Origin of the sequence: Vibrio sp. 10N.286.49.E11 (assembly GCF_041469505.1) — a bacterium.
GTDB classification, from domain to species: domain Bacteria; phylum Pseudomonadota; class Gammaproteobacteria; order Enterobacterales; family Vibrionaceae; genus Vibrio; species Vibrio crassostreae_C.
Genome location: NZ_JBFRKQ010000105.1, coordinates 1 through 14,376, shown reverse-complemented (window position 1 = coordinate 14,376; position 14,376 = coordinate 1). Strand labels below are relative to the sequence as shown.

General features: G+C 45.2%; 28 protein-coding genes and 1 pseudogene. All 29 read right to left on the bottom strand.

The window, feature by feature from the left end; genetic code table 11:
- Positions 1–160: 160 nt before the first annotated feature.
- Entirely contained in the window at positions 161–541 is a 381-nt protein-coding gene (rplQ, locus tag AB4167_RS21050) for a 50S ribosomal protein L17 (RefSeq protein ID WP_004729812.1), read from the bottom strand.
- Between the two features lie 24 nt (positions 542–565).
- Positions 566–1,558, bottom strand: a complete 993-nt coding sequence (locus AB4167_RS21045) for a DNA-directed RNA polymerase subunit alpha (RefSeq protein WP_004729813.1) — start codon at positions 1,556–1,558, stop codon at positions 566–568.
- Positions 1,559–1,580: 22 nt separating this feature from the next.
- Positions 1,581–2,201, bottom strand: a complete 621-nt coding sequence (gene rpsD, locus AB4167_RS21040) for a 30S ribosomal protein S4 (protein ID WP_004738777.1) — start codon at positions 2,199–2,201, stop codon at positions 1,581–1,583.
- A 31-nt stretch (positions 2,202–2,232) separates the two neighbouring features.
- Positions 2,233–2,622 (bottom strand): 30S ribosomal protein S11, encoded by a 390-nt coding sequence (gene rpsK, locus AB4167_RS21035; RefSeq protein ID WP_004738778.1) that lies wholly within the window; start codon positions 2,620–2,622, stop codon positions 2,233–2,235.
- 19 nt (positions 2,623–2,641) lie between these two features.
- A complete protein-coding gene (gene rpsM, locus AB4167_RS21030; RefSeq protein WP_004738779.1) occupies positions 2,642–2,998 on the bottom strand; it encodes a 30S ribosomal protein S13 in 357 nt (118 codons plus the stop codon).
- 148 nt (positions 2,999–3,146) lie between these two features.
- On the bottom strand, positions 3,147–3,260 hold the full coding sequence (gene rpmJ, locus AB4167_RS21025) for a 50S ribosomal protein L36 (RefSeq protein ID WP_000868186.1): 114 nt from the start codon (positions 3,258–3,260) through the stop codon (positions 3,147–3,149).
- A 41-nt stretch (positions 3,261–3,301) separates the two neighbouring features.
- On the bottom strand, positions 3,302–4,636 hold the full coding sequence (gene secY / locus AB4167_RS21020; RefSeq protein WP_004738781.1) for a preprotein translocase subunit SecY: 1,335 nt from the start codon (positions 4,634–4,636) through the stop codon (positions 3,302–3,304).
- A 20-nt stretch (positions 4,637–4,656) separates the two neighbouring features.
- Positions 4,657–5,091 (bottom strand): 50S ribosomal protein L15, encoded by a 435-nt coding sequence (rplO, locus tag AB4167_RS21015; protein ID WP_004736758.1) that lies wholly within the window; start codon positions 5,089–5,091, stop codon positions 4,657–4,659.
- 5 nt (positions 5,092–5,096) lie between these two features.
- A complete protein-coding gene (rpmD, locus tag AB4167_RS21010; RefSeq protein ID WP_004736756.1) occupies positions 5,097–5,273 on the bottom strand; it encodes a 50S ribosomal protein L30 in 177 nt (58 codons plus the stop codon).
- Positions 5,274–5,280: 7 nt separating this feature from the next.
- Positions 5,281–5,781 carry a 30S ribosomal protein S5 gene (gene rpsE, locus AB4167_RS21005; RefSeq protein WP_017061307.1) on the bottom strand — a complete coding sequence of 167 codons (501 nt, stop codon included), beginning with the start codon at positions 5,779–5,781 and terminating at the stop codon, positions 5,281–5,283.
- Between the two features lie 14 nt (positions 5,782–5,795).
- Positions 5,796–6,149, bottom strand: a complete 354-nt coding sequence (rplR, locus tag AB4167_RS21000) for a 50S ribosomal protein L18 (RefSeq protein ID WP_004738784.1) — start codon at positions 6,147–6,149, stop codon at positions 5,796–5,798.
- Between the two features lie 9 nt (positions 6,150–6,158).
- Positions 6,159–6,692: a 50S ribosomal protein L6 gene (gene rplF, locus AB4167_RS20995; RefSeq protein WP_017063712.1), complete on the bottom strand. Its 534-nt coding sequence runs from the start codon at positions 6,690–6,692 to the stop codon at positions 6,159–6,161.
- A 10-nt stretch (positions 6,693–6,702) separates the two neighbouring features.
- Entirely contained in the window at positions 6,703–7,095 is a 393-nt protein-coding gene (gene rpsH / locus AB4167_RS20990) for a 30S ribosomal protein S8 (RefSeq protein ID WP_017061309.1), read from the bottom strand.
- 29 nt (positions 7,096–7,124) lie between these two features.
- Complete coding sequence (gene rpsN / locus AB4167_RS20985) at positions 7,125–7,430, bottom strand: 30S ribosomal protein S14 (protein WP_004738789.1); 306 nt, start codon at positions 7,428–7,430, stop codon at positions 7,125–7,127.
- 16 nt (positions 7,431–7,446) lie between these two features.
- Positions 7,447–7,986, bottom strand: a complete 540-nt coding sequence (gene rplE / locus AB4167_RS20980) for a 50S ribosomal protein L5 (protein WP_004738790.1) — start codon at positions 7,984–7,986, stop codon at positions 7,447–7,449.
- A 24-nt stretch (positions 7,987–8,010) separates the two neighbouring features.
- The gene (gene rplX, locus AB4167_RS20975) at positions 8,011–8,328 is read right to left on the bottom strand and encodes a 50S ribosomal protein L24 (RefSeq protein WP_004738792.1); all 318 of its coding nucleotides are present in this window, start codon (positions 8,326–8,328) and stop codon (positions 8,011–8,013) included.
- 11 nt (positions 8,329–8,339) lie between these two features.
- A complete protein-coding gene (rplN, locus tag AB4167_RS20970) occupies positions 8,340–8,711 on the bottom strand; it encodes a 50S ribosomal protein L14 (protein WP_004736740.1) in 372 nt (123 codons plus the stop codon).
- 162 nt (positions 8,712–8,873) lie between these two features.
- Positions 8,874–9,128: a 30S ribosomal protein S17 gene (gene rpsQ / locus AB4167_RS20965; RefSeq protein ID WP_004736739.1), complete on the bottom strand. Its 255-nt coding sequence runs from the start codon at positions 9,126–9,128 to the stop codon at positions 8,874–8,876.
- The gene (gene rpmC, locus AB4167_RS20960) at positions 9,128–9,319 is read right to left on the bottom strand and encodes a 50S ribosomal protein L29 (protein ID WP_004736737.1); all 192 of its coding nucleotides are present in this window, start codon (positions 9,317–9,319) and stop codon (positions 9,128–9,130) included. Before rpmC ends, rpsQ begins: the two co-directional genes overlap by 1 nt.
- Positions 9,319–9,729, bottom strand: coding sequence for a 50S ribosomal protein L16 (gene rplP / locus AB4167_RS20955; protein WP_004736736.1), 411 nt, complete (start codon positions 9,727–9,729; stop codon positions 9,319–9,321). The genes rpmC and rplP overlap by 1 nt, the downstream gene beginning before the upstream one ends.
- Positions 9,730–9,740: 11 nt before the next feature.
- The gene (gene rpsC, locus AB4167_RS20950; protein ID WP_004736734.1) at positions 9,741–10,439 is read right to left on the bottom strand and encodes a 30S ribosomal protein S3; all 699 of its coding nucleotides are present in this window, start codon (positions 10,437–10,439) and stop codon (positions 9,741–9,743) included.
- 18 nt (positions 10,440–10,457) lie between these two features.
- Positions 10,458–10,790 carry a 50S ribosomal protein L22 gene (gene rplV, locus AB4167_RS20945; protein ID WP_004736732.1) on the bottom strand — a complete coding sequence of 111 codons (333 nt, stop codon included), beginning with the start codon at positions 10,788–10,790 and terminating at the stop codon, positions 10,458–10,460.
- Positions 10,791–10,800: 10 nt separating this feature from the next.
- Positions 10,801–11,079: a 30S ribosomal protein S19 gene (gene rpsS, locus AB4167_RS20940; RefSeq protein ID WP_004736729.1), complete on the bottom strand. Its 279-nt coding sequence runs from the start codon at positions 11,077–11,079 to the stop codon at positions 10,801–10,803.
- A gap of 19 nt (positions 11,080–11,098) precedes the next feature.
- Positions 11,099–11,923, bottom strand: a complete 825-nt coding sequence (rplB, locus tag AB4167_RS20935; protein WP_010435149.1) for a 50S ribosomal protein L2 — start codon at positions 11,921–11,923, stop codon at positions 11,099–11,101.
- A 14-nt stretch (positions 11,924–11,937) separates the two neighbouring features.
- Entirely contained in the window at positions 11,938–12,240 is a 303-nt protein-coding gene (gene rplW, locus AB4167_RS20930) for a 50S ribosomal protein L23 (RefSeq protein ID WP_004736765.1), read from the bottom strand.
- Entirely contained in the window at positions 12,237–12,839 is a 603-nt protein-coding gene (rplD, locus tag AB4167_RS20925) for a 50S ribosomal protein L4 (RefSeq protein ID WP_004738803.1), read from the bottom strand. Before rplD ends, rplW begins: the two co-directional genes overlap by 4 nt.
- A gap of 16 nt (positions 12,840–12,855) precedes the next feature.
- Positions 12,856–13,485: a 50S ribosomal protein L3 gene (rplC, locus tag AB4167_RS20920; RefSeq protein WP_004736763.1), complete on the bottom strand. Its 630-nt coding sequence runs from the start codon at positions 13,483–13,485 to the stop codon at positions 12,856–12,858.
- A gap of 14 nt (positions 13,486–13,499) precedes the next feature.
- Positions 13,500–13,811, bottom strand: a complete 312-nt coding sequence (gene rpsJ, locus AB4167_RS20915) for a 30S ribosomal protein S10 (protein WP_004736761.1) — start codon at positions 13,809–13,811, stop codon at positions 13,500–13,502.
- Between the two features lie 446 nt (positions 13,812–14,257).
- Positions 14,258–14,376: pseudogene (locus AB4167_RS20910) on the bottom strand (elongation factor Tu); the annotation flags it as partial.

The window sequence follows — 14,376 nt, the reverse complement described above, 5'->3', positions numbered from 1 at the left end:
TACGAGATACGAGATACGAGATATTTTTGAAAAATGGCGCAGACAAGACAAGCAAAAAATGCCAAACATCATGGTGCAATTTCTATTGTCTATTCCTTGTTCTACAGACACAAAAAAGCCGAGCTAATGCTCGGCTTTTGTATTAAGAATCTAGTATAGATTACTCAGCAGCTTCTTCAGCAGCTGGGCGGTCTACAAGCTCAATGTAAGCCATTGGAGCTTTATCACCAGTACGGAAACCACATTTAAGAATGCGAGTGTAACCACCTTGGCGAGCCGCGAAACGCGGGCCTAGTTCATTAAATAGTTTTGCCACAACTTCGTTATCACGAGTGCGAGCAAATGCAAGACGACGGTTAGCAACACTGTCTGTCTTAGCTAGGGTAATCAATGGCTCAATTACGCGACGTAGTTCTTTTGCTTTAGGCACGGTAGTTTTAATAACTTCGTGACGAACAAGAGAGCTAGCCATGTTGCTGAACATCGCTTTGCGATGACTGCTGTTGCGGTTGAGTTGACGACCACTTTTACGATGGCGCATGACCTAATCCTTCTAACTTTTCGATTAATCTTCAGCGATTGACGCTGGTGGCCAGTTTTCTAGACGCATGCCTAGAGAAAGACCACGTGAAGCAAGCACATCTTTAATCTCTGTAAGAGATTTCTTACCAAGGTTTGGCGTTTTAAGTAGCTCAACCTCAGTGCGCTGTACAAGATCACCGATGTAGTGAATCGCTTCTGCTTTCAAACAGTTAGCAGAGCGAACTGTTAGTTCAAGATCGTCTACAGGACGTAGTAGGATAGGATCGAATTCTGGCTTCTCTTCCTTCTCCTCAGGTACACGTACATCACGAAGATCTACGAACGCATCCAGTTGTTCAGCTAAAATAGTAGCTGCACGACGGATTGCTTCCTCAGGTTCTAGAGTACCGTTCGTTTCCATATCGATAACAAGCTTGTCTAAATCAGTACGTTGTTCTACACGTGCCGCTTCTACAGCGTAAGCGATTTTATCAACCGGGCTGTAAGTAGCGTCAACTAGTAGACGACCGATAGGACGCTCATCTTCTTCAGTATGGATACGAGCTGAAGCTGGAACGTAACCACGACCACGTTCTACTTTGATACGCATAGCGATCTCAGCGTTGTCATCCGTTAGGTGACAAATTACGTGCTCAGGGTTAGCGATCTCTACATCACCATCGTGGGTGATGTCACCTGCAACAACAGGGCCTGAGCCTGATTTGTTCAGTGTAATAAACACTTCATCTTTGCCTTCAGCAACGCGTACAGCCAAACCTTTAAGGTTTAGAAGGATTTCCAGGATATCTTCCTGAACGCCTTCTTTAGTGCTGTATTCGTGTAGCACACCTTCAATTTCAACTTCTGTTACGGCACAACCCGGCATAGAAGATAGAAGAATGCGGCGAAGAGCATTACCTAGAGTGTGGCCGAAACCGCGCTCTAATGGCTCAAGAGTTACTTTCGCGTGTGTCGTATTGATCTGTTCAATGTCAACAAGACGCGGCTTAAGAAATTCTGTTACAGAACCCTGCATTGTGTCCTCTCTTTTTTTAACCTTACTTAGAGTAAAGTTCGACGATCAAGTGTTCATTGATGTCAGCTGATAGGTCAGAACGCTCAGGCATACGCTTGAATGTACCTTCCATTTTGCCAGCATCTACTTCAATCCAAGTTGGCTTTTCACGTTGTTCAGCAACTTCTAGAGCCGCTTTAATACGAGATTGCTGTTTAGCTTTCTCGCGGATAGAAACAACGTCGTTTGCCGCTACTTTGAAAGAAGGAACGTTTACAACTTTACCGTTAACTAGAATAGACTTGTGGCTAACTAGTTGACGAGATTCAGCACGAGTAGCGCCAAAGCCCATACGGTAAACTACGTTATCAAGACGACCTTCAAGAAGCTGAAGCAGGTTTGCACCTGTGTTGCCTTTAAGACGTGCAGCTTCTTTGTAGTAGTTGCGGAATTGTTTTTCTAGAACGCCGTAGATACGACGAACTTTTTGCTTCTCACGAAGCTGAACGCCATACTCAGATAGACGACCGCGACGAGCGCCGTGTACACCTGGTGCGTTATCAATTTTACACTTGGTATCGATCGCACGGACACCAGACTTAAGGAATAAGTCAGTACCTTCGCGACGGCTAAGCTTAAGCTTAGGACCCAAATATCTTGCCATGATCTTTCTCCAATATTCCTAGAAACGAAACTTAAACGCGACGTTTCTTAGGTGGACGACAACCGTTATGAGGGATTGGTGTCGCATCAACAATGTTAGTGATACGGAAACCAGCAGCGTTCAGTGCACGAACAGTAGATTCGCGACCTGGACCTGGACCCTTAACCATAACTTCCAAGTTCTTTAGGCCATATTCTTTAGCCATTTCACCACAACGCTCAGCTGCAACTTGTGCTGCGAACGGAGTAGATTTACGAGAACCACGGAAACCTGAACCACCTGCTGTAGCCCATGCAAGAGCGTTGCCTTGACGGTCAGTGATAGTTACGATTGTGTTGTTGAAAGAAGCATGAATGTGCGCTACGCCATCAGCTACTTGCTTGCGTACGCGCTTACGCGCGCGAGTTGGTTGTTTTGCCATTGTACTCTACCTTATCCGACTATTTCTTGATCGGCTTGCGCGGACCCTTACGGGTGCGAGCGTTGGTTTTAGTACGCTGTCCACGTAGTGGTAGACTGCGACGATGACGAAGACCGCGGTAACAGCCAAGGTCCATAAGACGCTTGATGTTCATCGATACTTCACGACGTAGATCACCTTCTACAGTGTACTTAGCTACACCATCACGCAGTTGATCGATCTGCTCTTCAGTTAGTTCACTGATCTTAGCATCTTCAGCAATACCCACTTCAGCTAGAATAGCTTGAGAGCGAGTTTTACCGATACCGTAGATTGCAGTAAGTGCAATTACAGAATGCTTATGATCAGGAATGTTAATGCCGGCTATACGGGCCATTATTCACTCCTAAGGGGTTCATAAAAGAATTATCCGCAGCAAAGCCCGTTATGGATACGCTGCGGCATACTACTTCTTTTGCACGCAAAAGGTAGGCCGAGGAATATACTCGACTCTACCTTGTATTTCAAGTAAAAATTTCTGCTAATTAGCCTTGGCGTTGCTTATGCTTTGGCTCACTGCAAATCACGCGAACGACACCGTTACGCTTGATAACTTTACAGTTACGGCAGATTTTTTTAACGGAAGCACGAACTTTCATTGCTAAACTCCGTAAATGGAATCGAAATTGTTACCACCGAATTAACGGCCGTAACCCTTCAGATTCGCTTTCTTTAACACAGAATCATACTGTTGTGACATCAGATGAGTCTGTACCTGTGCCATGAAATCCATGATAACTACCACTACGATTAGTAGTGATGTGCCGCCAAAGTAGAAACGAACGTTCCACGCGACCATCATGAACTCAGGAATCAGACATATAAAAGTAATGTATAGAGCGCCCGCAAGGGTTAGTCTAGTCATCACTTTATCGATATATTTCGCTGTCTGCTCACCTGGGCGGATACCGGGTACGAATGCACCAGACTTCTTCAAGTTATCAGCTGTTTCACGTGGGTTAAACACCAACGCTGTATAGAAGAAACAGAAGAAGATTATAGCTGCTGCATAAAGCATTACATACAAAGGTTGACCTGGGCTAAGAGCTAATGACACGTCAGTTAACCAACCGAACGCGCTGCTTTCACCATTTTGACCAAACCACTGCGCTAATGTTCCTGGGAACAAAATAATACTTGATGCGAAAATCGCTGGAATAACACCTGCCATATTAATCTTAAGAGGCAAGTGAGAGCTTTGTGCTGCAAAAACTTTACGACCTTGTTGACGTTTCGCATAGTTAACGACGATACGACGTTGACCACGTTCCATGAAAACTACGAAGTAAATAACAGCAAAAGACAATACAGCAATCAACAGCAGAAGAAGCACATGCAATTCACCTTGACGCGCTTGCTCGATTGTTTGACCGATTGCAGAAGGCAATCCAGCAACAATACCTGCAAAAATCAGAATGGAAATACCATTACCGATTCCTCGCTCAGTGATTTGTTCACCTAACCACATTAAGAACATGGTACCAGTTACTAAACTCACGGTAGCAATAAGCGTAAACATGGTTTGGTTGATAACAACCAGATTGTCGACCATGTTTGGTAAGCCTGTTGCGATACCAATAGCTTGGAATGTTGCAAGTACAAGCGTGCCGTAGCGTGTATATTGGCTTATCTTACGACGGCCTGCTTCACCCTCTTTCTTGAGTTCCGCTAACGCTGGATGAACTACAGTTAGCAATTGGACTACGATCGATGCCGAAATGTACGGCATGATACCCAATGCTAATATAGATGCACGCTCAAGAGCACCACCGGAGAACATGTTAAACATTTCTACGATGGTACCTTTTTGCTGATCGAACAAATCGGCAAGTACAGCTGCGTCAATACCAGGGATCGGCACAAAAGAGCCGGCTCGGAATACTAAAAGTGCACCAATTACGAATAATAAGCGCGACTTTAGTTCACTTAAGCCGCTCTGAGCACTACGAAAATCTTGTCCTGGTTTCTTAGCCATCTGTACCTCGTTCCTCGAGATTATTCCTCGATTTTACCGCCTGCAGCTTCGATTGCAGCTTTAGCGCCTTTAGTCACGCGTAGACCTTTAACAGTCACAGCTTTGCTTAGGTCACCAGAAAGAACGATCTTAACAAACTCGATGTTCTTAGTGATAACGTTAGCAGCTTTAAGGCTGTTAAGATCAACTACGTCACCTGTTACTTTCGCTAGCTCAGCTAGACGAACTTCAGCAGACACTAGGCTCTTACGAGAAGTGAAACCGAATTTAGGTAGACGTTGTTTTAGAGGCATTTGACCGCCTTCAAAACCTGGACGAACAGAGCCGCCAGAACGTGACTTTTGACCTTTGTGACCGCGGCCACCTGTTTTACCAAGGCCAGAACCGATACCACGACCTACACGCTTCTTAGAAGGTTTAGAGCCAGCAGCCGGTGATAGAGTATTCAAACGCATTCTGATTACTCCTCAATCTTAACCATGTAGTAAACCTTGTTGATCATACCGCGTACGCACGGTGTATCTTCAAGTTCTACTGTATGGTTGATGCGACGAAGACCTAGACCTTTAAGACACGCTTTGTGCTTAGGTAGGCGACCAATTGAGCTTTTAGTTTGAGTTACTTTAATAGTTGCCATCGTGTGCTTACTCCGAAATAGATTCAACAGTTAGACCACGTTTAGCAGCAACCATTTCTGGTGACTTAACGTCTACTAGAGCACCAATCGTTGCACGAACGATGTTGATCGGGTTCGTTGAACCGTATGCTTTAGAAAGTACGTTATGTACGCCCGCAACTTCAAGTACAGCACGCATTGCACCGCCGGCAATAACACCTGTACCTTCTGCAGCTGGCTGCATGTAAACTTTAGAGCCCGAATGACGACCTTTCACCGGGTGGTGAAGAGTGCCTTCGTTAAGCGATACTGTAACCATGTTACGGCGCGCTTTTTCCATTGCTTTTTGAATCGCAGCAGGTACTTCACGAGCTTTGCCGTAACCGAAACCTACGCGACCGTTACCGTCACCAACTACTGTTAGTGCAGTAAAGCTCATGATTCGACCACCTTTAACCGTCTTAGATACACGGTTAACTGCGATCAGCTTTTCTTGCAAATCATTAGCTTGTTGTTGTTCTTTAGCCATCTTCCAACCCTACCTTAGAATTTCAGACCAGCTTCGCGAGCAGATTCTGCTAGCGCCGCTACTCGACCGTGGTATTGGAAACCAGAACGATCAAATGCAACTGAAGCTACGCCTTTTTCAAGAGCGCGCTCAGCAACAGCTTTACCAACTGCTTTAGCTGCATCAACGTTACCAGTGTTCTTAACTTGCTCACGGATCGCTTTTTCTACAGTAGAAGCAGCTGCGATAACCTCAGAGCCGTTTGCCGCGATAACTTGTGCGTAAACATGGCGAGGAGTACGGTGTACTACCAGGCGAGTTGCACCAAGTTCTGCAATCTTACGACGTGCACGTGTAGCACGACGGATGCGAGATGCTTTCTTATCCATAGTGATACCTTACTTCTTCTTAGCTTCTTTAGTACGCACATTTTCATCTGCGTAACGAACACCTTTGCCTTTGTAAGGCTCAGGAGCACGGTAAGAACGAATGTCAGCCGCAACTTGACCTACTACTTGCTTATCGCAACCAGTAATGATGATCTCAGTTTGGCTAGGGCACTCAGCTTTAATACCTTCAGGTAGAGCGTGCTCTACTGGGTGAGAAAAACCAAGAGTTAGAGCTACAGAGTTGCCTTTCATAGCAGCACGGTAACCAACACCCTTAAGAGTTAGCTTCTTAGTGAAGCCCTCAGTAACACCCACAACCATGTTATTAACTAGAGCGCGAGCTGTACCAGCTTGTGCCCATGCGTTAGTAACACCTTCTTTCGGACCGAAAGTTAGGTTGGTTTCTTCCTGTGCAATAACTACGGCGCTGTTAAGAACGCGAGTAAGCTCACCTTTGCTACCTTTTACAGTAACTTCTTGGCCGTTTAGTTTCACCTCTACGCCAGCTGGAATAGCGACAGGTGCTTTAGCAACACGAGACATAATCTACTCCTTAAGCTACGTAACAGATGATTTCACCGCCAAGACCTGCTTTACGAGCAGCACGGTCAGACATCAGACCCTTGGAAGTAGAAACAACTGCAATACCAAGACCACCCATCACTGTAGGTAAAGAGTCTTTATTTTTATAAACTCTTAGACCAGGACGTGATACACGCTTGATTTGCTCGATTACAGGTTTAGCTTGGAAGTACTTAAGAGTAACTTCTAGCTCAGGTTTTGCTTCGCTGTTAACAGCGAAGTCTACGATGTAACCTTCAGCTTTAAGTAATGCAGCAATTGCAACTTTAAGCTTTGAAGAAGGCATTTTTACAGCAACTTTGTTTGCTGCCTGACCGTTACGAACTCGGGTCAGCATATCCGAAATCGGATCTTGCATGCTCATAAGATTTACTCCAAATGATTAAGTGGCAATTACCAGCTAGCCTTACGAAGACCCGGAATCTCGCCTTTCATGCAAGCTTCACGAACCTTAATGCGGCTTAGACCGAATTTACGTAGGTAACCGTGTGGACGACCAGTTTGGTTGCAACGGTTGCGCTGACGTGATGCACTTGAATCACGTGGAAGAGATTGCAGTTTAAGAACCGCATTCCAACGATCTTCTTCAGATGCGTTTACATCGCTAATGATAACTTTTAGCGCAGAACGCTTTTCAGCGAACTTAGCTACTAGTTTTGCACGTTTAGCTTCACGTGCTTTCATTGATTGTTTAGCCATAACAGTAACCCTACCCTTACTTACGGAATGGGAAGTTAAAGGCAGCCAGCAGAGCTCGGCCTTCCTCATCGGAACCCGCAGAAGTCGTGATAGTGATATCAAGACCGCGGACACGATCGACTTTATCGTAGTCGATTTCCGGAAAGATGATTTGCTCGCGAACGCCCATGCTGTAGTTACCGCGACCGTCAAAAGACTTAGCGCTAACACCACGGAAATCACGTACACGCGGAAGTGCGATAGAGATTAAACGCTCTAAAAATTCCCACATGCGCTCACCACGCAAGGTTACTTTACAACCAATTGGGTAGCCTTCACGAATTTTGAAACCAGCTACAGATTTACGCGCTTTAGTGATAAGTGGCTTTTGACCAGAGATCGTTGCCATATCAGCTGCTGCGTTTTCTAGCAGTTTCTTATCGTTGATTGCTTCACCAACGCCCATATTTAGGGTGATTTTCTCAATCCTAGGGACTTGCATGACGCTTGTGTAGCTGAACTCTTTGGTAAGCTCAGCGACTACAGACGACTTGTAGTAATCATGCAGTTTCGCCATAGTAGAACTCCAAATTACTTCTAATTAGTTAGAAACAGTTTCGCCGTTAGATTTGAAGAAACGAACTTTCTTGCCATCTTCGATACGGAAACCGATACGGTCTGCTTTACCAGTAGCCGCGTTAAAAACAGCAACGTTAGAAGCATCAATAGCTGCTTCTTGTTCAACGATGCCACCTTGTTGACCTAGAGCCGGAACCGGCTTTTGGTGTTTCTTAACAAGGTTGATGCCTTCAACGATAACTTTACCAGTTGTCAGAACCTTAGTTACTTTACCTTTCTTGCCTTTATCTTTACCAGCAAGAATGATTACTTCGTCATTACGACGGATTTTAGCTGCCATATTGCCGCTCCTTACAGAACTTCAGGTGCTAGTGATACAATCTTCATGAATTTCGCGTTACGAAGTTCACGAGTCACAGGACCAAAGATACGTGTGCCGACTGGTTGCTCAGTAGTGTCATTTAACAATACACAAGCATTACTGTCGAAGCGAATGACAGAACCGTCTGGGCGACGAACGCCTTTACGGGTGCGCACTACTACCGCCTTCAGAACATCACCTTTCTTTACTTTACCGCGAGGAATCGCTTCCTTCACTGTAACCTTGATGACGTCACCGATATGTGCATAACGGCGGTGAGAGCCACCCAGAACCTTAATACACATTACCTTGCGCGCGCCAGAGTTATCTGCTGCGTCAAGTGTACTTTGCATCTGGATCATTGTTAGTGCTCCGCTAAATATTAAAACTAGACCCTCTCGGGTCGGGCTGCCTCTTTAAAAGGGACGCGAATTGTACCACCCTTTTTTTAAATTGGGTAGACAAAAAACAAGCGGCTCCAAAAAATAATTTGGAGCCGCTTATAAGTTATAGAATTACAAAGATTAAATCTTCGCTTTTTCTAGAACTTTAACCAATGTCCAAGACTTAGTCTTAGACAGAGGACGACACTCAGCGATTTCAACTTTGTCGCCTAGGCCACAAGTGTTGTCTTCGTCGTGTGCGTGTACTTTAGTCGTGCGTTTGATGAACTTACCGTAAATTGGGTGTTTTACAGTGCGTTCAATAGCAACAACGATAGACTTGTCCATCTTGTCGCTTACTACACGGCCTTGCTGGATGCGGTTAGTTTCGCTCATTATGCGCCTGCCTTTTCAGTCAAAACAGTTTTCACACGTGCGATGTCACGGCGTACAGCTTTTAGAGTATGAGTTTGCTGAAGTTGACCAGTTGCAGCTTGCATGCGCAAGTTGAACTGTTCACGTAGCAAATTCAATAGCTCAGCGTTAAGCTCTTCAACGTTCTTTTCGCGTAGATCTTGTGCTTTCATCACATCACCTGCTTAGTTACAAAAGTAGTTTTAACAGGCAGTTTACGTGCCGCTAGGCGGAACGCTTCACGTGCCAACTCTTCAGGTACGCCATTCATCTCGTACATAACTTTGCCTGGTTGGATTTGAGCAACCCAGTACGCAACTGAACCTTTACCTTTACCTTGACGAACTTCAAGAGGCTTTTCAGTAATTGGCTTGTCTGGGAATACACGAATCCAGATTTGACCTTGACGCTTAATGTGACGTGTCATAGCACGACGTGCCGCTTCGATTTGACGTGCAGTCAGACGACCACGGCCAACAGCTTTAAGACCGAATTCGCCGAAGCTTACTTCAGTACCTTTAGCTAGACCACGGTTACGACCAGTCATAACCTTGCGGAACTTAGTACGTTTTGGTTGTAGCATCGTTCGACTCCTTACTTACGGCCTTTACGCTGCTTCTTAGGCTTATCGCCTTTTGGCTCTACTGCGTTAGCAGCTGGCATACCGCCTAGAATCTCACCTTTGAAGATCCAAACTTTAATGCCGATCACACCGTATTGAGTGTGAGCCGAAGAAGTTGCGTAATCAATGTCTGCACGTAGAGTGTGTAGAGGCACACGGCCTTCACGGTACCACTCAGAACGTGCGATTTCAGCACCGCCAAGACGGCCGCCTACTTGTACTTTGATGCCTTTAGCGCCTAGACGCATAGCATTTTGTACCGCACGCTTCATTGCACGACGGAACATAACACGACGCTCTAGTTGAGACGCGATGCTATCAGCTACAAGCTGACCATCTAGCTCAGGCTTACGTACTTCAGCGATGTTAATTTGCGCTGGTACACCTGCGATTTTAGCTACAGCTGCGCGTAGCTTCTCTACGTCTTCACCTTTCTTACCGATAACAACGCCAGGGCGAGCAGTGTGAATAGTCACACGGATGCTCTTAGCTGGACGCTCGATAACGATACGAGATAATGATGCTTTTTGTAGTTCCTTTGTAAGGAACTGACGTACCTTGAAGTCGCCGTCTAGGTTGTCAGCGAATTCGTTGGTATTAGCAAACCATGTAGCATTCCAAGGCTTAACGATGCCAAGACGAATACCATTAGGATGTACTTTCTGACCCATTGCTTACTCTCCTAGTCTTTAGCGATCTGCTACAACAATAGTGATGTGGCTTGAACGCTTCAAGATACGATCCGCACGACCTTTAGCACGAGGCATAATACGCTTCATGATAGGGCCCTCATCTACGAAGATTTTAGCGACATTTAGATCGTCGATATCTGCACCTTCGTTATGTTCCGCGTTAGCGATAGCTGACTCAAGAACCTTCTTAACTAATACAGCAGCTTTTTTGTTGCTGAAAGTTAGAATTTCTAGAGCTTGGTCTACCGACTTACCGCGAATTTGGTCTGCAACTAAGCGAGCTTTCTGTGGAGAAATACGAGCAAAGTTATGTTTAGCTAAAGCTTCCATCATCTACTCCTTATTTCTTCTTAGCTTTCTTATCTGCAGCATGACCGCGATAAGTACGAGTTGGTGCAAATTCGCCCAGTTTGTGACCGATCATTTCTTCGGTAACGAAAACTGGAACGTGCTGACGACCATTATGGACAGCGATGGTCAAACCAATCATTGTTGGGATGATCATTGAGCGACGGGACCAAGTCTTAATAGGCTTTTTGTCTCCGCTTTCCACCGCTTTCTCTACCTTCTTCAGCAAGTGTAGGTCAATAAAAGGACCTTTCTTGAGAGAACGTGGCATGGCGATTCCTCTTTATAAATTATTTAGTGCGACGACGTACGATGTACTTGTCAGTGCGCTTGTTCTTACGAGTCTTGAAGCCCTTAGTAGGAACGCCCCAAGGAGAAACTGGGTGACGACCACCAGATGTGCGGCCTTCACCACCACCATGTGGGTGATCCACCGGGTTCATTACTACACCACGTACGGTTGGACGTACGCCGCGCCAGCGTGAAGCACCAGCTTTACCAAGTTCACGTAGCATATGCTCAGAGTTACCAACTTCACCGATCGTTGCACGACCTTCAGAAAGAACTTTGCGCATCTCACCAGAACGTAGACGGATAGTTACGTATGCACCATCGCGAGCGATGATTTGAGCATAAGCACCAGCCGAACGAGCTAGTTGAGCACCTTTACCAGGCTTAAGTTCAACACAGTGTACAGTAGAACCTACTGGGATGTTGCGCATCGGCAGAGTGTTACCTGCTTTGATTGCAGCATCTACGCCAGATTGAATCTGGTCGCCTGCGTTAACACCTTTAGGTGCAATGATGTAACGACGCTCACCGTCTGCGTACAGAACTAGAGCGATGTTAGCACTACGGTTTGGATCGTATTCTAGACGCTCAACTTTCGCTGGGATGCCATCTTTAGTACGTTTGAAGTCAATTACACGGTAATGGTGCTTATGACCACCACCGATGTGACGTACTGTAATACGACCGTTGTTGTTACGACCACCGTTCTTAGAGTTTTTCTCTAGAAGTGGTGCGTATGGCTTACCCTTGTGTAGGTCAGCGTTAACAACTTTAACGACGTGACGACGACCAGGGGAAGTCGGCTTACATTTAACAATAGCCATTTTTACTACTCCTGTTATTCCGCGCCGCCAACGAAGTCAAGATCTTGACCTTCTTTCAAAGTAACGTAGGCTTTCTTAACGTCTGAACGACGGCCTTCACGCATACCTTGACGTTTGGTCTTACCCTTTAATACAAGAGTATTTACAGACTTAACTTCAACTTCAAATAGCTTTTCTACAGCTGCTTTGATCTCTTTCTTAGTTGCATCTTTAGCTACTTTGAAAACGATAGTGTTCGCTTTCTCAGCTGCCATAGTTGCTTTTTCAGAGATGTGCGGAGCACGTAGAACTTTTAAGATACGCTCTTCAGTGATCATGCTAGCATCTCCTCAACTTGCTTAACTGCGTCAGCAGTCATTAGAACCTTGTCGAAAGCGATTAGTGATACTGGATCAACACCAGCAACATCACGTGCATCTACTTTGTATAGGTTACGAGCAGCTAAGAATAGATTTTCATCTACTTCGCCAGTCACAATCAGAACGTCGCTTAGCTCAAGCTCTTTAAGCTTAGCTACAAGTTCTTTTGTTTTTGGTGCTTCTACAGAGAAGTTATCAACAACGATTAAACGCTCTTGACGAACTAGCTCAGAAAGAATGCTCTTCATAGCACCGCGGTACATTTTTTTGTTTACTTTTTGGCTGTGATCTTGTGGTTTCGCAGCAAAAGTAACACCACCTGTACGCCAGATTGGGCTACGAATTGTACCAGCACGTGCGCGGCCAGTACCTTTTTGACGCCATGGCTTAGCGCCACCGCCAGATACTTCAGAACGAGTCTTTTGAGCACGAGTACCTTGACGAGCACCTGCTGCATATGCAACAACTACTTGGTGTACAAGAGCTTCGTTGAAGTCACGTCCGAAAGTAGTCTCGGAAACAGTTAGTGCATCAGCACCTTTAACCATCAATTCCATTACTTACTCCTAGACGTTATGCTTTAACAGCAGGTTTTACGATCACGTTTCCGCCTGTTGAGCCCGGTACTGCACCTTTAATAAGGAGTAGATTGCGCTCAGCGTCAACACGTACGATCTCTAGGTTTTGAGTCGTTACACGCTCAGCACCCATGTGACCTGCCATTTTCTTGCCTTTAAACACGCGGCCTGGAGTTTGACATTGGCCAATTGAACCCGGTGCGCGGTGAGACAAAGAGTTACCGTGAGTCATATCTTGAGTAGAGAAGTTCCAACGCTTGATAGCGCCTTGGAAGCCTTTACCTTTAGATGTACCAGTAACGTCTACTTTTTTAATTTCGTTGAAAAGTTCTACGTTTAGCTCAGCGCCAACTTCAAACTCTTCGCCGTTTTCTAAACGGAATTCCCAAAGACCGCGACCTGCTTCTACACCCGCTTTCGCGAAGTGACCAGCTTCAGGTTTAGTTACACGGTTAGCTTTCTTAGCACCAGTAGTTACTTGGATTGCTGCGTAGCCGTCTGTCTCAAGAGTTTTAACTTGAGAAATACGGTTCGCTTCAACCTCAACAACAGTTACTGGGATAGAAACGCCTTCTTCAGTAAATACGCGGGTCATACCCACTTTACGTCCGACTAGACCAATCATTATTCTTATCTCCCTTAACCTAGGCTGATTTGAACATCAACGCCAGCTGCAAGATCAAGACGCATTAGAGCATCAACAGTTTTATCTGTTGGCTCAACGATGTCGATCAAACGCTTGTGAGTACGGATTTCGTACTGATCACGTGCATCTTTGTTGACGTGTGGAGAGGTAAGAACAGTGAAACGCTCTTTACGAGTAGGAAGTGGAATAGGACCACGAACCTGTGCGCCAGTACGTTTTGCTGTTTCAACGATTTCCGCAGTTGAAGCATCGATTAGCTTGTAATCAAACGCTTTAAGGCGGATACGAATACGTTGGTTCTGCATGAGACAGAGCTCCAATTATTAAAAATTACACAAACAATATCGCCACTCAAACCCGATAAAACGAGAGAATGCCGATTGATTTATGTGAAACCGTAGCACCCAAAATTAGGACGCATTGTCAGTTAACTTTTGAAGTAAACAAGAAGTTTACTATTTTTATTAACCGCGAACATAAGCTGAGTATACATTACTAGGTAAGACCTACTCCTCAGTGCTCATTGGTTCACAACCAGCGTTAGCCAGTGCGATGCATTATACAGATCACACTTTAGTATGCAAGTAGTGTTGGAAAAATAATCGCAATTTATTGGAAGTTGGTTTTGTATCGAGAGGGAAGAAGATAGATGGAAGGTAATATTTCTTTTGAGAAAACAAAAGGGAAGCCGAAGCTCCCCTTTTCAGATGCGTGCTCTTCTAATGAAGAGAGTGCAAAAATCTAAATGCTATTAAGCGAAGATTTTAGCTACAACACCAGCACCAACTGTACGGCCACCTTCGCGGATTGCGAAACGTAGACCTTCGTCCATTGCGATTGGAGCGATTAACTCAACAGTCATTTGAACGT

Bases quoted from the DNA above. Each gene is read 5' to 3' on its own strand.
- rplN (WP_004736740.1), bottom strand. From the start codon at position 8,711: ATGATCCAGATGCAAAGTACACTTGACGCAGCAGATAACTCTGGCGCG.
- rpsN (WP_004738789.1), bottom strand. From the start codon at position 7,430: ATGGCTAAACAATCAATGAAAGCACGTGAAGCTAAACGTGCAAAACTA.
- rpmD (WP_004736756.1), bottom strand. From the start codon at position 5,273: ATGGCAACTATTAAAGTAACTCAAACTAAAAGCTCAATTGGTCGCCTA.
- rpmJ (WP_000868186.1), bottom strand. From the start codon at position 3,260: ATGAAAGTTCGTGCTTCCGTTAAAAAAATCTGCCGTAACTGTAAAGTT.
- rplF (WP_017063712.1), bottom strand. From the start codon at position 6,692: ATGTCTCGTGTTGCTAAAGCACCTGTCGCTATTCCAGCTGGCGTAGAG.
- rpsQ (WP_004736739.1), bottom strand. From the start codon at position 9,128: ATGAGCGAAACTAACCGCATCCAGCAAGGCCGTGTAGTAAGCGACAAG.
- rplQ (WP_004729812.1), bottom strand. From the start codon at position 541: ATGCGCCATCGTAAAAGTGGTCGTCAACTCAACCGCAACAGCAGTCAT.
- rplO (WP_004736758.1), bottom strand. From the start codon at position 5,091: ATGCGTTTGAATACTCTATCACCGGCTGCTGGCTCTAAACCTTCTAAG.
- rpsE (WP_017061307.1), bottom strand. From the start codon at position 5,781: ATGGCTAAAGAACAACAACAAGCTAATGATTTGCAAGAAAAGCTGATC.
- rpsM (WP_004738779.1), bottom strand. From the start codon at position 2,998: ATGGCCCGTATAGCCGGCATTAACATTCCTGATCATAAGCATTCTGTA.
- rplW (WP_004736765.1), bottom strand. From the start codon at position 12,240: ATGATCACTGAAGAGCGTATCTTAAAAGTTCTACGTGCTCCGCACATC.
- rpsD (WP_004738777.1), bottom strand. From the start codon at position 2,201: ATGGCAAGATATTTGGGTCCTAAGCTTAAGCTTAGCCGTCGCGAAGGT.
- AB4167_RS21045 (WP_004729813.1), bottom strand. From the start codon at position 1,558: ATGCAGGGTTCTGTAACAGAATTTCTTAAGCCGCGTCTTGTTGACATT.
- rplR (WP_004738784.1), bottom strand. From the start codon at position 6,149: ATGGATAAGAAAGCATCTCGCATCCGTCGTGCTACACGTGCACGTCGT.
- rplC (WP_004736763.1), bottom strand. From the start codon at position 13,485: ATGATTGGTCTAGTCGGACGTAAAGTGGGTATGACCCGCGTATTTACT.
- rplP (WP_004736736.1), bottom strand. From the start codon at position 9,729: ATGCTACAACCAAAACGTACTAAGTTCCGCAAGGTTATGACTGGTCGT.
- rplD (WP_004738803.1), bottom strand. From the start codon at position 12,839: ATGGAATTGATGGTTAAAGGTGCTGATGCACTAACTGTTTCCGAGACT.
- rpsJ (WP_004736761.1), bottom strand. From the start codon at position 13,811: ATGCAGAACCAACGTATTCGTATCCGCCTTAAAGCGTTTGATTACAAG.
- rpsH (WP_017061309.1), bottom strand. From the start codon at position 7,095: ATGAGCATGCAAGATCCGATTTCGGATATGCTGACCCGAGTTCGTAAC.
- rplE (WP_004738790.1), bottom strand. From the start codon at position 7,986: ATGGCGAAACTGCATGATTACTACAAGTCGTCTGTAGTCGCTGAGCTT.
- rplV (WP_004736732.1), bottom strand. From the start codon at position 10,790: ATGGAAGCTTTAGCTAAACATAACTTTGCTCGTATTTCTCCACAGAAA.
- rplB (WP_010435149.1), bottom strand. From the start codon at position 11,923: ATGGCTATTGTTAAATGTAAGCCGACTTCCCCTGGTCGTCGTCACGTC.
- rplX (WP_004738792.1), bottom strand. From the start codon at position 8,328: ATGGCAGCTAAAATCCGTCGTAATGACGAAGTAATCATTCTTGCTGGT.
- secY (WP_004738781.1), bottom strand. From the start codon at position 4,636: ATGGCTAAGAAACCAGGACAAGATTTTCGTAGTGCTCAGAGCGGCTTA.
- rpsC (WP_004736734.1), bottom strand. From the start codon at position 10,439: ATGGGTCAGAAAGTACATCCTAATGGTATTCGTCTTGGCATCGTTAAG.
- rpmC (WP_004736737.1), bottom strand. From the start codon at position 9,319: ATGAAAGCACAAGATCTACGCGAAAAGAACGTTGAAGAGCTTAACGCT.
- rpsK (WP_004738778.1), bottom strand. From the start codon at position 2,622: ATGGCAAAACAACCAACTCGCGCGCGTAAGCGCGTACGCAAGCAAGTA.
- rpsS (WP_004736729.1), bottom strand. From the start codon at position 11,079: ATGCCACGTTCTCTCAAGAAAGGTCCTTTTATTGACCTACACTTGCTG.